The organism is Microlunatus sp. YIM B11417 (assembly GCF_059617205.1).
In genome coordinates this window covers 1,761,785-1,784,671 of the sequence record NZ_JCAMPJ010000001.1, presented here as the reverse complement: position 1 = coordinate 1,784,671, position 22,887 = coordinate 1,761,785, and the positions used below count along the sequence as shown (strand labels likewise).

Here is a 22,887-nt window from a genome sequence, read left to right as displayed (position 1 = left end):
CGGATCGTTATCGAGCAGACGGATCGGCACCGCTGGCAGGCTTTCGCACCGTCCTCAACCCTGGCCCAAGGGCGACTCGAACAGCGTGGCGAGAGCCGTCGCGGCGGCCCCTCGCGCCACGGCGTCGCGGCCCAACGCGGACCGCCGGGCCTCGATGCCGCGCGAGCCGGCCAGGAACGTGTGCCGTCTCATCGCGGCGAACGTCGCCGCCTCGAAGGCAGGGCTGGCTGCCGCCTCACCGCCCAGGACGACCAGGTCCGGGTCCAGGACGTTGATCAGGTTGCCGAGCCCGAGGCCGAGCCGCTCCCCGCCTGACTGGAGCGCCGCCCGCGCGACCGGATCACCGCCGGCCTCCGCGGCCAGCAGCTCCGCGAAGCCCGACCGCCCGGCGGCCGCGGCCATGGCCCCGGTGCTGGCGAACACCTCGACACACCCCGACCGGCCGCAGAAGCAGGCCGGGCCGGCCGGGTCGATCACGCAGTGGCCGATCTCCCCCACGCCGTTGGCGCGGCCGCGGTAGAGCCGGCCGTCCAGCACCAGCCCGGCACCGATGCCCGACCCGGCGTAGACCGAGATCAGGTGGCGCACCCGGTGCCCACCGAGCAGATACTCGCCGGCGGCCGCCAGGTTGGCGTCGTTGTCCACCGTCACCGGGTACGGGAGCAGGTCGGCCAGCAGCGCCTTGATCGGGACCTGGGACCAGCCCGGCAGATGGGGCGGCCCGACCAGGAGGCCCCGGTCCGGGTCGAGCTGCCCCGGCACCCCGAGACCGAGGCCGAGCACCCGCACCGCCGCCACGCCGAGGTCGGCCAGCAGGAGCTCGACCCGGTCGGCCATGGCGCGGAGATCGTCGACCGGGCCGTCGCCCCGGGCGAGCTCGGCGGCACCCTGCACGGTGCCGCAGAGGTCGGCGACGACGAGCCGGATCCCGTGCCGGTCCAGCTCCCCGCCCACCGTGTACGCCCCCGTCGGCCGCAACCGGACCGTCGTCGCCGGACGGCCGCGCCCGGGTTCGGGGGCACCGGTGTCCTCCACCAGCCCGCGGCCGATCAGGTCGTCGACCAGCCGGGAGACCGTGGGCCAGGCCAAGCCGGTCCGGCGCGCCAGCTCGGGCCGGGTCACCTCGCCCGACCGCCGCAACGCGTCGAGGATGAGCGCCTGGTTGTGCCGGCGGAGCAGGGCCGGCCGACCACCGCTTCCCGTCGTGACCACCGCGCTCCCCTCTCACCGGTCTCTTGACTTATCAACAGACTATAGATAACTATGCTGCTGCGTGCCCGGGGACGCGCTCGCTGATCACGGACGAGTGCCGGATGGGTCACGTGTTCACGGTCGAACACTCGCCCAGGAGGCGCACCATGATGCCTGCCCAGCCCCGTCATCTCACCCGTCGCCAGGCCCTCGCGGCCGGCGCCACCGGACTCGTCCTCGGCCCGATCGTGGGCCAGGCCCCGGCTCACGCCGAGCCGCAGGACGAGTTCGCCACCCTGGCCGGCCGGTGGCGGGACTACCTGACCGGCGGCTCCGGCGTCGACCCGGCGATCCCGCTGATCCGGGACCGGCTGGCCGAACTGGACGCGGAGATCGCCGGGCACCTCGCCACGCTCGCGGTGCCGGCGCCGGGGGCCACCGGGTCGCTCTGGGCGGACCTGCCGCTGGCCGGCACCAACCGGGAGAAGTCCAACGCGATGCGGGACAGCTTCGCCCGGCTGGCCACCCTGGCCCGCGGCTATGCCACGGTCGGGTCGGCCCACCGGGCCGACGCCGCGCTGGCCGGCCGCGTGATCGAGGCCCTGCGCTGGTTGAACGAGACGATGTTCTCCCGCGGCGTCGAGTACGAGGCGGGCGCCTGGTACGAGTGGGAGATCAGCACCCCGGACCGGGTCAGCAACGCCGCCATCCTGCTCGGCGACGCGCTGCCGGCCGCGGACCGGGCCGCCCTGCTCGCCAGCATCGACCGCTGGACGCCGGACCCGACCAAGATCAACTACAACGGCTCGACGTCGACCGGCGCGAACCTGGTCTGGAAATGCCGGCAGGCGGCGGTCAGCGGAGTCCTCGGCCGCGACGGGGATCGTCTCGCCAAGGCCGGTCAGGCGGTGACGTCGGTGTTCCCGTACGTCACGTCGGGCGACGGCTTCTACCGGGACGGCTCGTTCATCCAGCACACCGCCTTCCCGTACAACGGCGGTTACGGAGCCGGCCTGGTGATCACGCTGGCCCCGCTGCTCGGTCTGCTGACCGGCACCAGCTGGGAGATTTCCGATCCACAGAAGGGAAATCTGGTCAACTGGGTGTACGACTCGTTCGAGCCGTTCATGATCGACGGCGCGATGATGGACCCGGTCCGCGGCCGCGTGATCTCCAACCCGGCCGAAAGTGATCATGTCACCGGGCACAAGATCATCGAACTGGTGTTGCGGGCAGCCGTCGCTGCTCCGGCCCCGGCCCGCGTCGCGTTCCGGGCGATGGCGAAGACCTGGATCACCCGGGACACCTATCTCGACTTCCTCGCCCGTGCTCCGCTGCCGCTGTTGCCGCCGGCGCTGGACGTACTGTCCGACAGCGACCTCGAACTCCGGGAACGGCCGCAGGGCTTCCGCGCCTTCCCGGCGATGGACCGCGCCGTGCAGCACACGCGCGGCTATGCGATCGGGCTGGCGCTGTCCTCGACCCGGATCCGCAACTTCGAGGCGACCAACCTGAACACCAACCTGCACGGCTGGTACACGGCCAACGGCATGCTCTACGTCTACACCGGCGATCTCGGGCACTACGCCGACGACCACTGGCCGACCGTCGACCCGTACCGGCTGCCGGGGACGACGGTGGACCGGGTGCCGCGGGCCGACGGCCAGGGCCGCAACTACACCAGCCCGGACCCGGCGGTGGGCGCGATCGGCCTGGACGGCCACGGCAGCGCGTCGATGGCGCTGGTGCAGGATCCCCGCTACGGGTCGACCCTGCGGGCCAAGAAGTCCTGGTTCTTCCTGGACGATCGGGTGGTCGCGCTGGGCGCCGACATCACCGCCGGCGGCAGCAGCACGGTCGAGACCACGATCGAGAACCGCAACCTGCACGCCGCCGGCACCGAGGCCTTCATCGTCGACGGGGTACGCCAACCCGCCGAGCCCGGTGAGCCGCGGACCTTCAGCGGACCGCGCTGGGCCCACCTGGCCGGCACCGGCGGCTACCTGTTCCTCGACGGCGCCGAGCTGAGGACGGTCCGCGAGGATCGGACCGGTCGCTGGCGCGACATCCAGGGCGAGGGATCGGACGAACCGACCCGGCGCCGCTATCAGACGCTGTGGCTCGACCACGGCGCCGCGCCGGCCGCCGCCTCGTACGCCTACGCACTGCTGCCCGGCGCCTCGGCCCGGCGGACCGCGGAGCTGGCCGACGACCCGGGGCTGCGGATCCTGATCAACAACGGGCGCGCCCAGGCGGTCCAGGCGCCGGCCCGCGGCTTCACCGGGGTGAACTTCTGGACACCGGGCCGGGTCGGCCCGCTGTCCCTCGTACCGCCGAGCGAACCGGACCTGCCCGTCGCGATCACCGACGACCGGTCGTCCGACTTCACGGTGATCTCCGGCGACTGGTCGATCTCGACCGATTCGGGCGGTGCCCGCTATCAGGGTCAGCACCACCATCATCCGGCCGGCGACGGATCGGCCGTGGCGCGGTTCGGGCTCCGGGTTCCGGTCAGCGGGACCTACGAGGTCAGCGGCTGGTGGTACGAGCACAGCAGCTACGCCACGGACACGCCGTTCCGGATCAAGCACGCGGCCGGGACGACGACGGTGCCGACGAGCCAGCGCTGGGGCGGCGGCTCGCGCTGGCGGCGGCTCGGCGTGTTCGACTTCACCGCCGGCGGCGATCACTGGGTGGAGATCGACAGCACCGCCAGCGGCACGGTCGTGGCCGACGCGATCCGACTGGCGCCGGTGACCGCGACCGACCGCTGGGAGGCGTCCGTGATCATGATCGAGACCCGGGACGAGCTGTCGCTGGCGATCAGCGACCCGACCCAGCTCAAGCAACGGCTCACCCTGACGCTGGACCGGCCCGGCCGGTGGACCTGGCAGGGCGATCCGGAGATCGAGATCGCCCGGCGGGACGGCGGAGTGCGGCTCACCGTCGACCTCGCGGGAGCCGCCGGCCAGCCGCGCCGGGGCGTGCTCCGGCGCTGACCCTGCGGCCCTTCGACAGGCTCAGGGGCCCTTCGACAGGGTCAGGGCGCGTCAGGCGGACTTCTCGCGGCGTTCGCGCTTCGGCATCTTGCTGCGCGGCACCAGGGTCGGCAGCACGTTGTCGTTGACGACCTCGGCGGTGATGATCACCTGGGCGATGTCGCTCCGGCTCGGTACGTCGTACATGACGTTGAGCAGGACCTCCTCGAGGATCGCCCGCAGGCCGCGGGCGCCGGTGCCGCGGAGCAGTGCCAGGTCCGCGATCGCCTCGACCGCCTCGTCGGTGAACTCGAGCTCGATGCCGTCCAGCTCGAACAGCTTCTTGAACTGCTTGGTCAGCGCGTTCTTCGGCTCGACCAGGATCCGGATCAGCGCCTCCCGGTCCAGCGGGCTGACCGAGGAGATCATCGGCAGTCGGCCGATGAACTCGGGGATCAGGCCGAACTTGACCAGGTCCTCGGGCCGGACGTCCTCGAACGGATCCTCCGACTCGGGCTTGCGGGTCTCCGGGTCGTTGTTGAAGCCGAGCGGCCGCTTGCCGACCCGCTGGCTGACGATCTGATCAAGGCCGGCGAACGCGCCGCCGACGATGAACAGCACGTTGGTGGTGTCGATCTGGATGAAGTCCTGGTGCGGGTGCTTGCGGCCGCCCTGCGGCGGCACGCTGGCCTGGGTGCCCTCCAAGATCTTCAGCAGCGCCTGCTGGACGCCCTCGCCGGAGACGTCCCGGGTGATCGACGGGTTCTCGCTCTTGCGGGCGATCTTGTCGACCTCGTCGATGTAGATGATCCCGGTCTCGGCCTTCTTCACGTCGAAGTCGGCGGCCTGGATCAGCTTGAGCAGGATGTTCTCGACGTCCTCGCCGACGTAGCCGGCCTCGGTCAGCGCGGTCGCGTCGGCGATCGCGAACGGGACGTTGAGCATCCGGGCCAGCGTCTGCGCCAGATACGTCTTGCCGCAACCGGTCGGGCCGATCAACAGGATGTTGGACTTCTCCAACTCGATGTTGTCCTCCTCGGCCCGGCGCGCCGGGTTCGAGGCTCTCGACTGGACCCGTTTGTAGTGGTTGTAGACCGCGACGGCCAGCGCCTTCTTGGCGTTGGTCTGGCCGATCACGTACCCGTCGAGGAACTGCCGGATCTGCTGCGGCTTGGGCAGCTCGTCCAGCAGACCGACGTCGGCACCTTCGGAGAACTCCTCTTCGATGATCTCGTTGCAGAGGTCGATGCACTCGTCACAGATGTAGACACCTGGACCGGCAATGAGCTTCTTGACCTGCTTCTGACTCTTTCCGCAGAAAGAACACTTCAGCAGGTCGCCGCTCTCTCCGATGCGAGCCACGCCGTCTCCTCACTTCCCTGTACTACGGGTTCCCGGTACGGCCGAAGCCGTGGGCGGTGTGTCGGGCTTCGCTCCACAGTAACCCGGGCTCCGGACGTTGTGGAACATATTCCAGCGGTCAGGCCGGCACGGCCTTCAACGACGTCAGGACGTCGTCGATGATTCCGTACTCCTTGGCCTGTTCGGCGGTCAGGTACTTGTCCCGCTCGATGTCGCGGCTGACCTCCTCGGCTTCCTTACCGGTGTCGGAGGCGAGCATGTTCTCCATCAGGGCTCGGATCCGGAGGATCTCCTTGGCCTGGATCTCGATGTCCGAGGACTGGCCGTACCCGCCCTCGGTCGCCGGCTGGTGGATCAGGATCCGGCTGTTCGGCAGGGCGAGCCGCTTGCCCTTGGTGCCGGCGGCCAGGATCACCGCGGCGGCCGACGCGGCCTGACCGAGGCAGACCGTCCGGATGTCGGGCTTGATGTAGCGCATCGTGTCGTAGATCGCGGTCAGCGCCGTGAAGGAACCGCCCGGCGAGTTGATGTAGATCTCGATGTCGCGTTCCGGGTCCATCGACTGCAGGCACAGCAGCTGCGCCATCACGGCGTTGGCGATCTCGTCGGAGATCGGCGTGCCGAGGAAGATGATGCGGTCTTCGAAAAGCTTCGTGTACGGGTCGATCCGGCGCATCCCGTAGGAGGTGCGCTCCTCCCACTGCGGGATGTAGTAGTCCATCCGCGGGGCGTAGCTGGACGGGTCGCCGCCGAAGGTGCTCGGGTTCATGGGGGTCCTCTTCTTCACTGGGTCGGCGACTCGGAACTGATCTGCGCGGCCGAGGTGAACACGTGGTCGATGAACCCGTATTCCCTGGCGGCCTCCGCGGTGAACCAGCGGTCCCGGTCGGAGTCCCGTTCGATCTGTTCCAGCGACTGGCCGGTGTGCTCGGCGATCAGGTTCTGCATCACCGACTTGATGTGCAGCGACTGCTCCGCCTGGATCTTGATGTCGCTCGCCGTACCGCCGAGACCGCCGGACGGCTGGTGCATCATGATCCGGCTGTGCGGGAGCGCGTACCGCTTGCCCTTGGTGCCGGCCGAGAGCAGGAACTGACCCATCGAGGCGGCCAGACCCATCGCCACCGTCGCGACGTCGTTCGAGATCCAGCGCATGGTGTCGTAGATCGCCATGCCGGAGTCGACCGAGCCGCCGGGGCTGTTGATGTACAGCCAGATGTCCTTGTGCGGGTCCTCCGCGTTCAGCAGCAGCATCTGGGCACAGATCGCGTTGGAGTTCTCGTCCCGGACCTCTGTGCCGAGGAAGATGATCCGGTTCCGCAACAGCGACTGATACACCTGGTCGTCGAGACCGAAGCCCCCGCTGCGCTCTGCCATCAGTTCTGCATTCACGGGCACGAACCTACCCGCTGGGAACCTCGTGGCAGAGGGCATCCCGGCCCTGTTCGCTGACGGCGCACGCGAGGCGGCCGGACCGCGCGGCTAGATTGGTGATCATGAGCACCCTGGCGGACTTCTCCGCGACCGCGATCGACGGCACCGAACGGCCGCTCGGCGAATACCTCGGCAAGGTCGTCCTGGTCGTGAACACGGCCTCCAAGTGCGGGTTCACCCCGCAGTACGACGGCCTGCAGCAGCTGTACGCCGACCACGCCGACGCCGGGCTGGTGGTGCTGGGTTTCCCGTGCGACCAGTTCGGCCACCAGGAGCCGGGCACCGAGGCCGAGATCGACGAGTTCTGCCGGGTCAACCACGGCGTGACGTTCCCGATGTTCGCCAAGATCGACGTCAACGGCGCCGACGCCCACCCGCTCTACACTTGGCTGCGGTCCGAGAAGGGCGGCGTGCTGGGCGATGCGATCAAGTGGAACTTCACCAAGTTCCTGGTCGGCCGGGACGGCGAGGTGATCAAGCGGTACGCGCCGCAGACCACCCCGGAGCAGCTCGAGGGTGACATCGAGAAGGCCCTCGCCGCGTGACCCCGTAACGTGCACTGAGCCCGCCGAAGCAGTGGGCTTCGACGGGCTCAGGCGACGTTCGTACGGACTACTCCGACTTCGCGGCGACCGGCTCCTCGGTCTCCTCGACCTCGTCCGCCTCGACGACCGGATCGGCCAGCGTGCCGTCCGGCTGCAGCCGGTCCAGCTCGACCGTGTCGCCGTTGGAGTCGGTGACCGTCGCGGCCTCGACGACCAGGGCCAGCGCCTTGCCGCGCCGGATCTCGGTCATGTATTCGTTCACGTGGTGCGGGTGCTCCTGCAGGTGGTCCGCGATCTGCTGCGGGTTGCTCCCCTGCTGCTGCGCCAGCCGGATGATGTGCTGGGTCAGGTCGTTCTGGTCGACCGGGACCTCACGCTCCTCGGCCAGCTTGTCCAGCACGATCTGCGCCTTCAGCGCGTCGGCGGCCCGCTTCTCCACGTCGGCCCAGAAGGCGTCCTCGCTCTCGGCCTCCTCGGACTCGGCGAGGTACTGCTCGAGGGAGAGCCCGGCCTGGCCGAGCTGACGGTTGATCTGCTCCTTGCGGGCCTCGACGTCGGCGGCCAGCGCGCCCTCGGGCACGTCGAAGTCGATCTTGCCGATCAGGTCCTCGAGGACCTTGTCGCGGGCGTCGCTGGCCTGCTCCAGCCGGCTCATGTTGGTCAGCCGGGTCCGGATATCGTCCTTCATCTCGTCCAGCGTGTCGAACTCCGACGCCAGCTGAGCGAACTCGTCGTCCAGCTCGGGCAGGTTCTGCTCGGCGACCGTGGTCACGCCGACCTTGATCTCGGCTTCCTCGTCCTTGTGCGGCCCGCCGACCAGCTTCGAGGTGAAGGTGGCCGACTCGCCGGCGGACAGCCCGGTGACGGCCTCGTCCAGACCCTCCAGCATCGAGCCGGAGCCGATCTCGTACTCCATGCCCTCGGCGGTCGCGTCCTCGAGGACCTCGCCGTCGACACTCGCCTCGAGGTCGATCGTCACCACGTCACCCTCGGCGGCGGCGCGCTCGACGGTCTCGCGGGAGCCGAACCGCGCCCGCAGCGCGTCCAGCTGCTCGGTGACCCGCTCCTCGTCGACCTCGAGCGCGTCGACCGTGGCGGACAGCGAGTCCAGCTCGGGCAGCTCGAACTCGGGACGCACCTCGACCTCGGCGGTGAACTCGAGCAGGTCGTTGTCCTCGAGCTTGGTCACCTCGATGTCCGGCTGGGCCAGCGGCGCCAGCTTGTTGTCCGCGACGGCCTTGCCGTACAGGCCGGGCAGCGCGTCGTTGATCGCCTCCTGCAGCACCGCACCACGGCCGTACCGCTGGTCGATCACCATCGGCGGCACCTTGCCCTTGCGGAAGCCGGGGATGGTGATCTGCTGGGCGATCGCCTGATAGGTCTTGTCGACGCTCGGCTTCAGTTCGTCGAACGGGACCTCGACGGTGATCTTGACCCGGGACGGGCTCAGCTGCTCGACGGTGCTCGGCACGTACAGACTCCTGGTGGAAGGAATGGCATCAGTTCGGGTCCAGCGCAGGCCGAAGATACGCCTCGCCAGAGACCGGACCATCCTACGGTCGGCGTCCTAGGGCGCCAAATCCCGCGCCGGCGGCCCGAGTAGGGTCACCAGCGACAACTTGATCAGGGAAAGGAAACCCGTGACGACGCGATTTGGAGTTTTCGTTCCGCAGGGCTGGCGGATGGATCTGGCCGACATCGCCGATCCGGTCGAGCAGTACGAGGCGATGACCGCCGTGGCCAAGGCCGCCGACGCCGGACCGTGGGACTCGATCTGGGTCTACGACCACTTCCACACCGTTCCCGAGCCCACCCAGAACACCACCTTCGAGTGCTGGACCGCGACCTCGACGCTGGTCCGCGACACCACCCGGGTCAACGTCGGCCAGATGGTCGGCTGCAACGGCTACCGGCACCCCTCCCTCTACGCCAAGATCGCCTCGACCGTCGACGTGGCCAGCCACGGCCGGCTGTACGCCGGGATCGGGGCCGGCTGGTACGAGCACGAGTGGAAGGCGTACGGCTACGAGTGGCCGGAGCTGAAGGACCGGATGGGCGCCTTCCGCGAGGCCGTGCAGATCATTCACAAGATGTGGACCGAGGACAACCCGACCTTCGAGGGCAAGTACTACTCGATCGACGGCCCGTACAACGAGCCGAAGGGCGTCCGGAAGCCGCATCCGTCGCTGTGGATCGGCGGCGGTGGCGAGAAGGTCACCCTCAAGCTGGTGGCGCAGTACGGCAACGCCGCGAACATCGGCGGCGGCGACCCGGAGACACTGAAGCAGAAGGCTGCGATCCTCAAGGGCCATTGCGAGAAGGTGGGCCGGGACTACGCGGAGATCATCAAGTCGACCAGCCTGAACGTCTATCCGATCGCCGACGGCGAGGACAAGGCCAAGGCCGAGGAGAAGGCGTTCCGTGGTCTGCCGCCGACCTGGCGGGAGCGCTACGGCGACCCGGTGAAGACCGTGTCGGAGATCAAGGCCGAGGTCGAGCAGCTGGTCGAGGCCGGCGCCGACTACGTGATCTGCTACATCCCGGCGCTCGCTTATGATCATGAACCGCTGCAGCGGTTCGCCGAGGAGATCATCCCGCAGTTCGGTTGATCGACGGGGACGGTGGGCCTTGGGCCTACCATCCCTGCTTGTGAACGACTCCTCGACGACGGCGGCCGCCCGACCCGTGGTCCGGACGGCCGCCGACGTCGCCCGGCTGGTCGCCGACCGGCCGCGGCCCACCAAGGGCGCCGCGGCCGTGGTGATCCTGGCCCTGGGCGGCATCTTCATGGACGCGTACGACTTCTCGTCGATCGCGTTCGGGATCACCGAGATCCGGCGTCAGTTCGGGCTGGACGCCCTGATGACCGGTGTGGTCAACGCGGCGATCATGGTCGGCTCGGTGGTCGGTGCCTCGGTCGGCGGGGTGCTGGTGGACCGGCTCGGCCGGTACCGGCTGTTCATGGCCGACATGATCTTCTTCGTGGTCGCCGCGATCGGCTGCGCGGTGGCGCCGAACGAGTGGTGGCTGATCTTCTTCCGGTTCGTCATGGGCATCGGGGTCGGACTCGATCTTCCGGTGGCGATGGCGTTCCTGGCCGAGTTCTCCTCGCTGCGCGGCAAGGGCAACCGGTCGCAGCGGGTGAACGCGTGGTCGCCGGCCTGGTACGCGGCGACGGGCTTCGGCTACCTGGTGGTGCTGATCGCCTTCCTCGCGCTGCCGGAGTCGGGCCAGCCGCTGCTGTGGCGGATCGTGGTCGGCTTCGGTGCCGTACCGGCGCTGGTGGTGCTGCTCGTGCGGCGCCGCTTCCTCAAGGAATCGCCGCAGTGGCTGGCCAATCAGGGCGATCTGCGCGGTGCGGTGGACATCCTGCGCTCGGCGTACGGGATCGACGCGGAACTGGCTCCGGACGCGGTGACCGCGAAGCGGACCACCCCGGCAGCGAACTGGACGGCCTTCGCCCGGCTGTGGTCACCGACCTACCGGGTCCGGACCATCGTCGCGCTCTGCGTCAGCGTCTTCTCCACGTTCGGCTACAACGCCGTCGCGTACGGCACGCCGTTGATCATCTCCACCCTGTTCCAGCAGGGCCCGTTGATCACCATCGGCTCCTCGCTGGTGATCAATCTCGTCTTCGGTGTCGGCGGCGGCCTGGTCGGGGTCGCACTGGTCAGCAAGGCCGGCTCCCGCCGGCTGGCGCTGATCGGCTTCGCCCTGCAGACGGTGGCGTTGTTGATCCTGGCCGTCGTCGGCATCCCGACCGGGCCGCTGATCGCGGTCGCCGTCGGCATGCTGGCGTTGTTCATCTTCGCCCAGGCCGGCGGGCCGGGGGCCCAACTGATGTCGTACGCGACGTTGAGCTATCCGACCAGCCTGCGCGGCACCGGGGTCGGCTTCAACGAGGCCGTGAAGCGGGTCTTCTCGGTGATCTCGCTGTTCTTCTTCCCGATCCTGGCCGGCGCGCTGCAGTCCGGGGTGTTCTGGATCATCGCGATCTTCCCGCTGCTCGGCGTCCTCGCCCTGCTCGTGTTCCGCTGGGATCCGGTCGGCGTGGACACCGACGCCGAGGAGTACCGTTCGCAAACATGATCGATCATTTCGGGCTCCAGGTCGCCGACATCGCTGCCAGCGCGGCCTTCTACGACGCCGTGCTCGGGGCGCTCGGCCAGCGGCGGGTGATGGACTTCCAGGTCGCCATCGGCTACGGCGACGATCAGCATCCGGACTTCTGGATCGGCCAGTGGACCGACCAGGTGCCGAACCGGCCGACCCACCACGCCTTCGCCGCCAAGGACCGCGACGCGGTGCTCGCCTTCTTCGAGGCGGCGAAGGCGCAAGGGATGGAGATCCTGCACGAGCCGCGGGTCTGGCCGGAATACCACGAGAACTACTTCGCCGCCTTCGTCCGCGACCCGGACGGCAACAACGTCGAGGCCGTCTGCCACTCCCCCGGCTGAGCCGGGCCCCAGGACACCTGATCGATCGCCGACGGCGGTCACGGGTCGGGATGACCAAGCGCTCGAGGCCCGCCGGCGGGCGGCCCGGTTCCAGCAGCTCGCGCACGCGGCTGACAGCCCGTACTCCACCATGATCGAATGAACCGTGATCGAACCGGTGATCCTGGACTGGCCCGACTGCCTCAACGTTCGTGATCTTGGCGGACTGCCGACCTCGGACGGCCGGCGGATCGCCCGCGGCGCCTTGATCAGGTCGGACAACCTGACCCGGTTGACCCCGGCCGGGGTCGCCGTCGTCCGGGCCGCCGGGCTGAGCCGGATCGTCGACGTCCGGACCGACCGGGAGTGCGAGCAGTTCCCGACGCCGTTCGCCGGCGACCCACTGCACCGCAACCGGCCGTTGTACCGGCACGACGATCCGTACGATCCGGAGCTCAGCCTGGACCAGACCTACATCGCGGGGCTCGACCGCCGGCCCGAGCTGTACGCCGCAGCGGTCGAGGCCATCGCGTCGGCGCCGGCCGGGGCGGTCCTGGTGCACTGCCACATGGGTAAGGACCGGACCGGCATGATCATCGCGCTCGCGCTCGGCGTGGCCGGAGTGCCGGCGGCGGTGATCACGGCCGATTACGCCAGGGTCGGGGAACGGCTACGTGATCATCTCGCCGAGTTACAGGCCGCGGTCGCCGATCCGACCGCCCGGGCCCAGTTGGCCGAGGAGTTCAGCAGCCGGCCCGAGACCATGATCGCGGTGCTTGATCATCTCGACCGCGAGTACGGCGGGAGCGAGGCCTATCTGCGGCAGGGCGGGCTCGGCGACGAGACTCTCGCCCGGCTGCGCGCCCGCCTGCTCGGTGGCGCGGCCTGACCGATCCCGAGTCGGTCACGGGACCGTACGGACGAGCCGTTCGATCAACCGGCCGGAGAGTCCTTCGTCCTCGGCCACCTCGCGTTCGACCGCCCTGGCGAGGTCCGGGTGATCGGTGATGATGCCGTCCACGCCGTCGATCATGAAGCCCTCCAGCTGCTCCTCCGACTGGACGGTCCAGACGATGATCCGCCGGCCGGTCTCGCGGGCCTGCTCACGGAAACGATCATCGTAGGAGGCCTGTTCGATGACGACGAAGTCGCAGTCCAGGTTCGGGATGCCGCTCAGGTTGATCGGGATGATGTAGCCGACCCGCAGTGACGGCCTGGCCTCCTTCAGCCTGGTCACCACGTCGCGGCTGATCGAGTGGTACGTGTACCAGTCCGAGACGCCGTACGCGTCCAGCACGGCCAGCAGCCTGGGCACCAGTTCGGGACTCTCGCCGCCGTGCAGCTTCACCTCGAGCAGCTGCGGCAGGTCCAGCTCCTTCGAGGTCTCGATCCACTCCTCCAGCGATGGGATGCGCGCCTCGGTGCCGCCGTCCCGGACCGTGATCTTGGTCAGTTCCGCCTGGGTCAGGTCCTTGACGTCGCGATCGAGGCCGGCCAACCGGCTCAGGTTGGCGTCGTGCAGCACCACGAACCTGCCGTCCTTCGTCTCCTGGACGTCGAACTCGACCCGGTCGGCACCGGCCCGGTCGGCCGCTCGCAGCGCCGGCACCGTGTTCTCCACCGCGTCGTCGACCCAGCCCCGGTGCGCGATCACCTCGGCCGTCCGGTCCACGTCGAAGGTCTGGAACGCTGCGCTGTTGATCACCGAGCCGGTACCGATCGCGATCACCGCGACGACGCCGGCGAGCACGCGCAACCGTGGGCCGGATCGAACGCCCCAGGTCTCGCCGGTCGACCGGACCGGCAGCGGAACGCCGGACAGCCTGGGCAGGCCGTCCCGCTGCAGGACGATCAAGCTCTGCGCCAGTGTCGTGGTCCCCAGCGCGGTGAACACGAACAGCGCCACCTGCCAGACCGCGAGACTGACGGCGGCCGTGATCAACGAGCGGTCCGGCGCCAGCTCGTCCGCCACGGCCGTCGGGAGACAGGCGATCACTCCGGCCAGGAGCAACGCCGCGGTGTGCGGAAGCCCGACCAGGGCGCCCAGACCGAAGAGCCGCAGGGTGCGCCAACGGCTGAGCCGCCAACTGGTGGCGATCGCGGTCAGGACTCCTGCGTCGGTGGTGCTGAGCAGCGGCAGGACGAACAACAGCCGGAGGTTGAGGTACAGCAGGACCAGCATCGTGAGCCCGTACAGGAGGGCGGCCAGGGGCGACTTCGCCAGCTCGTCGGTGACGAACGGGGGTACCGCGACCCGGCTGGTCAGCGACGCGATCAGTCCGACCTGGCCGAGCGGCAGGATGAGCAACAGGTAGACCACCAGCAGCAGGCTCTGCGGATGCAGGAGCTTCCGCAGCGTCCGCAGCAACCGCTCCAGCGCCGGCCGGAGCGCCACCGAGTCCCGATCCTGGTGCTGGTCGGCCAGGATGAAGACCAGGGCGAAGCCGGTGAAGATCAACACCACGGCCAGCGCGGCCGCGACGAGCAGGGTCGCATCCGCAAGCGGGTTGCGCAGGATCCGGACGAACTGCTCGTACGAGAAACTGTCCGCCCCGCTCTCGATCAGGACGAGCTGGTAGAGCAACCTGATCACCGGCGCCCCCACCAGCGCGGCGAGCGCCTCACCGGCCAGAATGATCAAGACATAGCGCAGCGGCGAGCGCCAGGTGGTCCGAAAGCCGATGCGCGCGGCCCGCAGCACCCCGACCGGCCGCGCGGTCGCCGGCTCCCCGCGGTCCGGAGCAGCCAGTACACCCCGTGACTCGACCTCAGGACCCGCATCCATCCCCCGATCCTGCCATCCCCCGCCCGCGATCATCCTTCGCCCCGGACGTCGGATCGTCGACTTTCCGACGTCCCCGGCGCGGTTCGACGTGGGTTTGTCGACAACCCGACCTCAGCGCGTCGCCCGGTCGCCGGTCACTTGCTCGGCGAACAGGTCGGCGAAGCGGCCGGGGCGGTCGAGGAGGTCGCGGTAGCTGCCGACCTGGACGATCCGGCCCTGGTCGAAGACGTAGATCCGGTCCAGGCCGCGCAGGGTCCAGGCGCGGTGCGAGACGACGACGGTGATCCGGTTCTCCTTGTTCTGCTGGAGTTCCGCGAAGATCTCCGCTTCGGCCTCGGCGTCGATGGCGCTGGTCGGCTCGTCGAGGATCCAGACCCCGGCGTCGCGCAGGCAGATCCGGGCGAGGGCCAGGCGCTGCCACTGGCCGCCGGACAGGCCGACGCCACCCCACTGTTGGCCGAGCTGGGTGTCCAGGCCGTTTGGCAGCGAGCGGACCAGATCGCCGATCCGGGCCGCGTCGAGCGCCGCCCAGAGTTCGCCGTCGGTGACGTCGGCTCGCGGGGTGCCCAGCTCGACGACCTCGCGCACGGTGAACTCGTACCGGCCGAACTCCTGGTTGAGCAGGCCGACGCCGGCCAGCATCTCGGGCTGCAGCGGGAATCCGGCCGGCCGGCCGTCGATCAGGATCGTCCCGGCTTCGGGTGCCACGACGCCGATCAGCGCGTTGACGGTCGTCGTCTTGCCGGCTCCGTTCGCGCCGACCAGGGCGATCATCTCGCCGCGCTCGACCGTCAGGGAGACCTCGTCGACCGCAGGCCGCTGCTGCCCCGGATAGCGCACGGTCAGCCGGTCCAGCTCGATCCGCCGGGCACGCCGGGCCGGAGCCGTCGCCGGCTCGGGCGCCGCCTCCGCCACCATCCGGTAGTAGCTGTCGGCCTGCGGCGCCGTCGACATGATGTTGCCGAAGGCGTGCCCGGTGAATCGGATCGCCGACAGCCCGGACAGGATGCCGGCGATCGCGGCCGCGGCCACCGCGGCGCCCGCGCCGGAGTTGATCATGGCCCACAGCGCCGCCGCCAGCAGTACGGCCGTCCCGGTCGAGGCGGCGGTCTCCCAGCGCATGTCGGCCGCCAGCACCCGGTCCAGCAGGACCACCTTGCGCCGCTGCTCGCGGCCGACTCGCTCGGCGATCTTGCCACCGGTGCCGAGCAGGGCCAGTTCGGTGCCGGGGCGTTGCTGCAGCAACTGCTCCATCGCGTACGTCGAGCGCCGCTGAGCCGCTGCCACCGGCGGCCAGCCGCGCGCCTCGACGCGGGCGATGAACGTCATCGCGATCACCGTCGGCAGCAGCGCCGAGAGCACCAGTACGGCGGCGAACGGGCTGAAGGTGAAGATCGCGACGCAGAGCCCGATCGCGGTCACGGCCGTACCGAGCAGTTGCAGCACGTTGCCCGGCACCCGCCCGAGCGGGTCGATGCCCAATTCGGCGGCCTGCAGCGCCGTACTCACCTCCGGCTCGGCCAGCCGATGCGGCGGCAGCCCCGCCGCCGCGCGGGCGAGTCCGGTCCGGCAGTGCCAGCCGAGCCGCAACCCGGTCCGCTGCGACGCGGTCAACGCCAGGTAGCCGATCGAGAAGTTCAGCCCGACCACCACGGTCAGGGCCGCCAGCGCGGTCGCGAGGTGCTGCGGATTCCGTTCCGGAGCAGCGATCTCGTCGAGCAGCTGCTTGAGCAGCCAGACCTCCGCGGGTGGCACCAGGGCGTGGCACAGGCTGAGCACCGAGGCGGCGACGAACCAGCCGGTGCAGTGGCGGGCCGCATCGCGTACGGCGAGCCAGGAGATGCGCAGCGCAGCCGAGAGCGCAGCGAGCAACGTCAGATCTTGGGAGGAAGCCACGGGACTGTCCTTCTGCATCGAGGTCGACAGACGAGGGCAGCCGCCAGCGACCGGCAGCCGAAGGCCGGAAGAGGTCGTGCCGCCCGTGGCCAAGTGCGATGACGTCCCCGTGGGACCCAGAGGCAGAGTGGCTTGGGTACGCCCAAGCTAGCAAAGATGTCGGGGCGGCGGGACTCGAACCCGCGATCCCCTGCTCCCAAAGCAGGTGCCCTAGCCACTGGGCCACGCCCCGTCTCCCGGTCACCCGGGAGGGTCCGCACGAGTGTAATGTCCGGGCCCGCCGGCGACCAACCCGTTACCGTTGACCGCACCGCTTGATCAAGATCGGAGGTACCGGAGGGCGATGGGGCTGGAGATCGAGGATCGTCCCTCCGCCTCGCCGTTCGTCGAGCGGGTCTGGCGCAGCCGGAGCTTCGCCGTGGACCGGATGATGTCGGTCGCGAATCCGTACCTGGAACGCGTCTTCTGGGGTGGGCCGGGCCGGATCCAGGTCGCGCTGCAGGGCCCGGAGACGCGGGCGGGACTGGCGCCGGTGCCGGCGGACACCTGGTTCTTCGGGATCACGTTCTCGCTCGGTACGGCGCTGCACCAGCTCCCGACCCGGCTGCTGCTGGACGGCGGCCTCGAGCTGCCGGAGGTCAGCGGCCGGCGGTTCGAGCTGGCCGGTTCGCGCTGGTTCCGGCCGGGTTTCGGCAACGCCGAGGGGTTCGTCGAGCGGCTGGTTCGGGAGGGCGTGCTGGGCCGGGACCCGGTGGTCGCGGCGGCGGCCGATGATCATCGGCCCGACGTGTCGTTGCGTACGGTGCAGCGCCGTTTCCTGGCCACGACGGGGCTCACGCCGACGGCGGTCCGGCAGATCCTGCGGGCCAGGCAGGCCGCGATGTTGATCATGGAGGGCATGCCGCCGGTCGAGGTCGTGCACACCCTGGGCTATTTCGATCAGCCGCACCTGACCAGGTCACTGGCCCGCTACGTAGGCCGGACGGTCCGGCAGCTGCGCAAGACCGATCCGGCGGAGCCGCTGTCGCTGATGTACAAGACCGAGCTGCCGCCGAGCGCCTAGTCTCCTGCGCCGACCCACCAGCAGACAGGAACACCCATGGGCGCACTGCACGCACACGAGTTCATCACCCTCGACGGCATCATCGACGAGCCGGGATGGTCGGCGGACTTCGACTTCGACGAGGGCATGAACGAGACCCTGGAACGGCTCGCCGAGACCTGCACGGCGGTGATCCTCGGCCGGCGCAGCTACGAGATGTTCGCGCCGGCCTGGTCCGAGCGCACCGCCGACGACGACATGTTCGCCCCGTTCCTCAACAAGACGCCGAAGTACGTGGTGTCCAGCACGCTCACCGAGGACGAGGCGACCTGGCAGCCCACCACCCTGCTCGGCGGGTACGACCCGGAGGCGATCCGCCGGCTCAAGGCGGAGCAGCAGGGCGACGTGTTCACCGGCGCCAGCGGCACCCTGGTCCGGGCGATGCTCGCCGACGGGCTGGTCGACGAGCTGCACCTGTTCCTCTACCCGGTGACCCTGGGCACCGGTGCTCGACTGTTCCCCGAGGGCTCGGTGCCGCAGTCGATGGAGGTGATCAGCAGCCGGACCAACGCCAGCGGCGTGATCAATCTCAACCTTCGGGTACGGCCGCGGCGCTGAGTTCCAAGATCAGGTGATGCGTACCGTCCGGGTCGACGACGATCGACCCGGACCCGGTCAGCCCGGCCAGCTCGCCGGTGCCGCTGTCCGGCACGATCGCGAGCTTCTCGTCGTAGCGGTCGGAGCCGTGCGTCGACGCCGAGTGGAGGAAGTTGATCGTGCCGGTCCGGCCGCCGATGCTGCCCTCGAACGACTCCATCGCGACATAACTGCCGGCCCCGGTCTCGGTGTTCAGCGCGCCGGTGAACTGGGTGCTCGCGCGGCCCTCGATGCCACCGGTGAAGGTCTTGATCATGGTGGCGTGCCCGACCGAGGCGGCCGTCGTGATCGGCGGCGTGTGGTCGGAGTTGGTCCAGTCGGAGACGGTGAAGGTTCCCTGTGCCTGCATGGCAGGGAGGTTAGCGGTCGGCGACGGCGCTCCGCTTGATCAAATCCGACATCAGCCGGCCGGGCGTCCGCCGAGCCGGTCGGACAGTTGCCCCGCCGTCGTGCGTACGGCCTCGACGACCTGATCCCGCAGGCCCGGCTCCGCGTCGGCCGGGAGGGTCACGGCGACGCTGGCCACCGGGTGGTCCTGGGTGTCCAGCACCGGCCGGGCGATCGAGGCCCAGCCCGGGGTCACCAGTCCCTCCTCGAGGGCGTACCCGCGGGTGCGGACGTCGCTGAGCATCCGGCGCAGTTCGGTCGGAGTGGCCGGGCCGCGGCCCTCCCGCTGCACCAGCGCGTCCGGGTGCGGGAACAGGGCGGTGATCTGGCGGGCCGGCAGTCCGGCCAGGATCGCCAGGCCGCTGGCGGTGACCGTGGCCGGCAGCCGTACCCCGACGTCAGTGATCAACAACGGCGTGCCGGGCGCGCGTTCCTCGATCACGAAGTAGACCTCGGTGCCGTGCAGCACGGACAGCCGGGCATGTCCCCACTCGGCGGCCAGCCGGCGCAGGGCGGGCCCGGCGATCCGTTGCAGCGGCTCCTGACGCTGGTAGGCCGTGCCGAGCTCGTACGCGGCGACGCCGAGACAGTAGCGCCGCCGGTCCACCAGGTGGCTCACGAATCCTTGATCACGAAGGATCGACAGCAGCCGGTACGTGGTCGACCGCGGCAGCCCCAGTCGGGCCGCGACGGTCCCGGCCGACACGGGCTCCGGCTGTCGGGCCAGCAACCGGAGCACGGCGAGCACGTGATCCGCCGCGGGCGCCGAGGACATGGCAGCAGTGTCTCAGATCCGAGACAGATGTTGCGGCGGCGGTACTCGCCAAACCCGGCTCCCGGCACTCCAATAAGAGCATGAACGCAGCTTCCGGATCGGTGCAGCTCGGGATCGGACCGCTGACCGCCGCCGACGTGATCGCCGTCGCCCGCCGCGACGCCGTCGTCCGGCTCACCGAGGACGCGCGCCAGGAGGTACGGCGGACCCGCGCCGTGATCGACGGCCTGGCCGGCGACGCCGACCCGCACTACGGCGTGTCCACCGGCTTCGGCGCACTGGCCACCACCCACATCCCGGCGGACCGGCGGGCGGCCCTGCAGGCGAGCCTGATCCGGTCGCACGCGGCGGGATCGGGGCCGGAGGTCGAGCGCGAGGTGGTCCGCGCGCTGATGCTGTTGCGTTGCTCGACGCTGGCCACCGGCCGGACCGGGGTCCGGGAGTCGACGCTGGACGGCTACCTGGCCATGATCAACGCCGGCATCACGCCGATCGTCCACGAGTACGGCAGCCTCGGCTGTTCGGGTGATCTTGCTCCGCTGGCGCACTGCGCGCTGGCGCTGACCGGCGAAGGGCTGGTCCGTGATCGTTCCGGCCGGGTCCGGCCGTCGGCCGAGGCGTTGGCGGAGGCCGGGATCGCCCCGATCACCCTGGCCGAGAAGGAGGGCCTGGCGTTGATCAACGGCACCGACGGCATGCTCGGCATGCTGCTGCTGGCGATCGACGACCTGCGTTCCTTGATCACGGTCTCGGATGTCACGGCGGCCATGAGCGTGGAAGGGCTGCTCGGGACGGACCACGTGTTCGCCGCCGACCTGCACGCCCTCCGGCCGCAGCCGGGCCAGGCCGCTTCGGCCGCGAACCTGCGGCTGATCATGGCCGACAGCGAGATCAGGGCCAGCCATCAGGTGGAGGACTGCCCACGGGTGCAGGACGCCTACTCGCTGCGCTGCGCACCCCAGGTCGCCGGAGCCGCGCGGGACACGGTCGATCATGCGGCCGTCGTGGCCGGTTGGGAACTGGCCTCAGCGATCGACAATCCGGTGATCACGCCGGACGACCGGGTGGAGTCGAACGGCAACTTCCACGGAGCCCCGATCGCCTACCAGCTGGACTTCCTGGCCATCGTCACGGCCGACCTGGCCAGCATCGCCGAGCGCCGTACCGACCGCTTCCTGGACCGCGCCCGCAGCCACGGGCTGCCGCCGTTCCTCGCCGACGACCCGGGCGTCGACTCCGGCCTGATGATCGCGCAGTACACCCAGGCGGCCATCGTCTCGGAGCTGAAGCGATTGGCCGCGCCGGCCTCGGTCGACTCGATCCCGTCCTCGGCGATGCAGGAGGACCACGTGTCGATGGGTTGGTCCGCGGGGCGCAAGCTGCGCCGCTCGATCGACGGACTGCGCCGGGTGCTGGCGATCGAGTTGATCACCGCCGCGCGGGGTCTGCGGTTGCGGGCGCCGCTGCGTCCCGGCCCGGCCACGGCCGCCGCGATCTCCGTACTCGAAGAGGCCGGGGTCGCCGGCCCGGGACCCGATCGTTGGCTCTCGCCGGAGATCGAGACCGCGGTCCGAGTGGTTGCCGACGGCAGCCTGCTCGCAGCTGTCGAAGCCGTCACCGGGCCGCTCCGATGACTCACTTCACCACATTTCTTGGCGCTTTACACGAGAAGCAACTCAGGTAAAGCGCCAGTTTTTCACGTTAACGTGAAAAACCTGAGACGGAAGGGACGGTTGATCATGGAGGGTGCGAGGCCGGTACGGGCTCCGCGCGGGACCGGGCTGACGGCGCGGTCGTGGGCGGCCGAGGCGCCGTTGCGGATGCTGATGAACAACCTCGACCCGGAGGTCGCGGAACGGCCCGATGATCTTGTCGTGTACGGCGGGACCGGGCGGGCGGCGCGGGACTGGCGGTCCTTCGACGCGATGGTACGGACGCTGACGACGCTGGCCGAGGACGAGACGATGCTCGTCCAGTCCGGCCGGCCGGTCGGCGTGCTGCGGACCCATCCCTGGGCGCCGCGGGTGCTGATCGCGAACTCCAACCTGGTGCCGGACTGGGCCAACTGGCCCGAGTTCCGCCGGCTGGAGCAGCTCGGCCTGACCATGTACGGCCAGATGACGGCCGGGTCCTGGATCTACATCGGCACCCAGGGCATCGTCCAGGGCACCTACGAGACGTTCGCGGCCGTTGCGGACAAGCGGTTCGGCGGCACCCTGGCCGGGACGCTGACGCTGACCGGCGGCTGCGGCGGGATGGGCGGTGCGCAGCCGCTCGCGGTCACCCTGAACGGTGGCGTCTGCCTGGTCGTCGACGTGGCCCGGAGCCGGCTGCAGCGCCGGGTCGACCACCGCTACCTCGATCAGATCGCGGACGATCTCGACGAGGCCGTGGCGATCGGGCTCAAGGCCAAGCAGGAGCGGAAGGCGTGGTCGGTCGGCGTGGTCGGCAACGCGGCGACGATCTTCGAGGAACTGCTCCGGCGCGGCGTGGAGATCGACATCGTCACCGACCAGACCAGCGCGCACGACCCGCTGAGCTACCTGCCGGAGGGCATCGACCCGGACGACTGGGACGACTATGCGGCGAAGAAGCCCGAGGAGTTCACCGACCGGGCCCGCGCCTCGATGGCCAAGCAGGTGACGGCGATGGTCGGCTTCGCCGACGGCGGCGCCGAGGTGTTCGACTACGGCAACTCGATCCGCGACGAGGCCCGCAAGGGCGGCTGCGAACGGGCGTTCGACTTCCCCGGCTTCGTGCCCGCCTACATCCGGCCGCTGTTCTGCGAGGGCAAGGGCCCGTTCCGCTGGGTCGCGCTGTCCGGAGACCCGGCCGACATCGCCGCCACCGACCGGGCCGTGCTGGACCTCTTCGGTGACAACGACCGGCTGCAGAAGTGGATCCGCGGCGCCCAGGACAAGATCAGCTTCCAAGGCCTGCCGGCCCGGATCTGTTGGCTCGGGTACGGCGAGCGGGACCGGGCCGGGGCCGCGTTCAACGACCTGGTCGCGTCCGGCCGGGTCAAGGCCCCGATCGTGATCGGCCGTGATCATCTGGACTGCGGGTCGGTGGCGAGCCCGTACCGGGAGACCGAGTCGATGCTGGACGGCTCGGACGCGATCGCCGACTGGCCGCTGCTCAACGCCATGATCAACACGGCGTCCGGCGCCAGCTGGGTCTCGCTGCACCACGGCGGCGGGGTCGGCATCGGCCGGTCCATCCACGCCGGCCAGGTCACCGTTGCCGACGGCACCGAGCTGGCCGCCGAGAAGATCGCCCGGGTGCTCAGCAACGACCCGGCGATGGGCGTGATCCGGCACGTCGACGCCGGCTACGACCTCGCCCGCGACGTCGCCGACGAACGTGGGGTGCGGATCCCGCTGACCGAAGGAGCTTGAT

At 69.9% G+C, this 22,887-nt stretch carries 19 protein-coding genes and 1 tRNA gene; 10 read left to right on the top strand and 10 right to left on the bottom strand.

The genetic code is table 11. The features are described 5' to 3' along the window. Positions 1-54 precede the first annotated feature (54 nt). Positions 55-1,212, bottom strand: coding sequence for an ROK family transcriptional regulator (locus AC6CCG_RS08885; RefSeq protein WP_496654129.1), 1,158 nt, complete (start codon positions 1,210-1,212; stop codon positions 55-57). A gap of 146 nt (positions 1,213-1,358) precedes the next feature. On the opposite strand from AC6CCG_RS08885, the gene AC6CCG_RS08880 reads away from it, so the two are divergent. After that, positions 1,359-4,190: a polysaccharide lyase family 8 super-sandwich domain-containing protein gene (locus AC6CCG_RS08880; RefSeq protein ID WP_496654128.1), complete on the top strand. Its 2,832-nt coding sequence runs from the start codon at positions 1,359-1,361 to the stop codon at positions 4,188-4,190. 51 nt (positions 4,191-4,241) lie between these two features. On the opposite strand, the gene clpX is transcribed toward AC6CCG_RS08880, so the two are convergent. From clpX to AC6CCG_RS08865, 3 genes are all read right to left on the bottom strand, one after another. Further along, entirely contained in the window at positions 4,242-5,531 is a 1,290-nt protein-coding gene (gene clpX, locus AC6CCG_RS08875) for an ATP-dependent Clp protease ATP-binding subunit ClpX (protein ID WP_496654127.1), read from the bottom strand. Between the two features lie 118 nt (positions 5,532-5,649). Further along, positions 5,650-6,252, bottom strand: coding sequence for an ATP-dependent Clp protease proteolytic subunit (locus AC6CCG_RS08870; RefSeq protein ID WP_218872524.1), 603 nt, complete (start codon positions 6,250-6,252; stop codon positions 5,650-5,652). Between the two features lie 62 nt (positions 6,253-6,314). Then, positions 6,315-6,908, bottom strand: a complete 594-nt coding sequence (locus AC6CCG_RS08865; protein WP_496654405.1) for a ClpP family protease — start codon at positions 6,906-6,908, stop codon at positions 6,315-6,317. A 119-nt stretch (positions 6,909-7,027) separates the two neighbouring features. Between AC6CCG_RS08865 and AC6CCG_RS08860 the strand changes: the two genes are divergently transcribed. Further along, on the top strand, positions 7,028-7,510 hold the full coding sequence (locus AC6CCG_RS08860) for a glutathione peroxidase (RefSeq protein WP_496654126.1): 483 nt from the start codon (positions 7,028-7,030) through the stop codon (positions 7,508-7,510). 67 nt (positions 7,511-7,577) lie between these two features. Here the strand turns inward: AC6CCG_RS08860 and tig are convergent, their stop codons facing one another. Then, positions 7,578-8,981 carry a trigger factor gene (gene tig, locus AC6CCG_RS08855; RefSeq protein WP_496654125.1) on the bottom strand — a complete coding sequence of 468 codons (1,404 nt, stop codon included), beginning with the start codon at positions 8,979-8,981 and terminating at the stop codon, positions 7,578-7,580. 169 nt (positions 8,982-9,150) lie between these two features. On the opposite strand from tig, the gene AC6CCG_RS08850 reads away from it, so the two are divergent. The 4 genes from AC6CCG_RS08850 to AC6CCG_RS08835 all read left to right on the top strand — a co-directional run bounded on the left by AC6CCG_RS08850 (position 9,151) and on the right by AC6CCG_RS08835 (position 12,835). After that, the gene (locus AC6CCG_RS08850; protein WP_496654124.1) at positions 9,151-10,119 is read left to right on the top strand and encodes an LLM class F420-dependent oxidoreductase; all 969 of its coding nucleotides are present in this window, start codon (positions 9,151-9,153) and stop codon (positions 10,117-10,119) included. Between the two features lie 40 nt (positions 10,120-10,159). Then, positions 10,160-11,599, top strand: a complete 1,440-nt coding sequence (locus tag AC6CCG_RS08845; RefSeq protein WP_496654123.1) for an MFS transporter — start codon at positions 10,160-10,162, stop codon at positions 11,597-11,599. Next, entirely contained in the window at positions 11,596-11,967 is a 372-nt protein-coding gene (locus AC6CCG_RS08840; RefSeq protein WP_496654122.1) for a VOC family protein, read from the top strand. The genes AC6CCG_RS08845 and AC6CCG_RS08840 overlap by 4 nt, the downstream gene beginning before the upstream one ends. Positions 11,968-12,112: 145 nt before the next feature. After that, the gene (locus AC6CCG_RS08835; RefSeq protein ID WP_496654121.1) at positions 12,113-12,835 is read left to right on the top strand and encodes a tyrosine-protein phosphatase; all 723 of its coding nucleotides are present in this window, start codon (positions 12,113-12,115) and stop codon (positions 12,833-12,835) included. A gap of 15 nt (positions 12,836-12,850) precedes the next feature. On the opposite strand, the gene AC6CCG_RS08830 is transcribed toward AC6CCG_RS08835, so the two are convergent. The 3 genes from AC6CCG_RS08830 to AC6CCG_RS08820 form a co-directional block, all read right to left on the bottom strand. Continuing rightward, the gene (locus AC6CCG_RS08830) at positions 12,851-14,731 is read right to left on the bottom strand and encodes a glycerophosphoryl diester phosphodiesterase membrane domain-containing protein (RefSeq protein WP_496654120.1); all 1,881 of its coding nucleotides are present in this window, start codon (positions 14,729-14,731) and stop codon (positions 12,851-12,853) included. A 111-nt stretch (positions 14,732-14,842) separates the two neighbouring features. After that, complete coding sequence (locus tag AC6CCG_RS08825) at positions 14,843-16,627, bottom strand: ATP-binding cassette domain-containing protein (protein ID WP_496654119.1); 1,785 nt, start codon at positions 16,625-16,627, stop codon at positions 14,843-14,845. Between the two features lie 159 nt (positions 16,628-16,786). Beyond that, positions 16,787-16,859 (bottom strand) — tRNA-Pro (locus tag AC6CCG_RS08820). 111 nt (positions 16,860-16,970) lie between these two features. Here AC6CCG_RS08820 and AC6CCG_RS08815 point away from each other — a divergent pair. Both AC6CCG_RS08815 and AC6CCG_RS08810 read left to right on the top strand, forming a co-directional pair. Next, positions 16,971-17,690: a helix-turn-helix transcriptional regulator gene (locus AC6CCG_RS08815; protein WP_496654118.1), complete on the top strand. Its 720-nt coding sequence runs from the start codon at positions 16,971-16,973 to the stop codon at positions 17,688-17,690. A 36-nt stretch (positions 17,691-17,726) separates the two neighbouring features. Beyond that, positions 17,727-18,287 (top strand): dihydrofolate reductase family protein, encoded by a 561-nt coding sequence (locus AC6CCG_RS08810; protein ID WP_496654117.1) that lies wholly within the window; start codon positions 17,727-17,729, stop codon positions 18,285-18,287. Here AC6CCG_RS08810 and AC6CCG_RS08805 read toward each other — a convergent pair. After that, positions 18,259-18,675, bottom strand: a complete 417-nt coding sequence (locus AC6CCG_RS08805) for a DUF3224 domain-containing protein (protein ID WP_496654116.1) — start codon at positions 18,673-18,675, stop codon at positions 18,259-18,261. The genes AC6CCG_RS08810 and AC6CCG_RS08805 overlap by 29 nt on opposite strands. A gap of 51 nt (positions 18,676-18,726) precedes the next feature. Continuing rightward, on the bottom strand, positions 18,727-19,488 hold the full coding sequence (locus AC6CCG_RS08800; RefSeq protein ID WP_496654115.1) for an IclR family transcriptional regulator: 762 nt from the start codon (positions 19,486-19,488) through the stop codon (positions 18,727-18,729). A gap of 80 nt (positions 19,489-19,568) precedes the next feature. On the opposite strand from AC6CCG_RS08800, the gene hutH reads away from it, so the two are divergent. Both hutH and hutU read left to right on the top strand, forming a co-directional pair. Next, positions 19,569-21,122 carry a histidine ammonia-lyase gene (gene hutH, locus AC6CCG_RS08795; RefSeq protein ID WP_496654114.1) on the top strand — a complete coding sequence of 518 codons (1,554 nt, stop codon included), beginning with the start codon at positions 19,569-19,571 and terminating at the stop codon, positions 21,120-21,122. Positions 21,123-21,227: 105 nt separating this feature from the next. Further along, the gene (gene hutU / locus AC6CCG_RS08790; protein ID WP_496654113.1) at positions 21,228-22,886 is read left to right on the top strand and encodes a urocanate hydratase; all 1,659 of its coding nucleotides are present in this window, start codon (positions 21,228-21,230) and stop codon (positions 22,884-22,886) included. Position 22,887 lies beyond the last annotated feature (1 nt).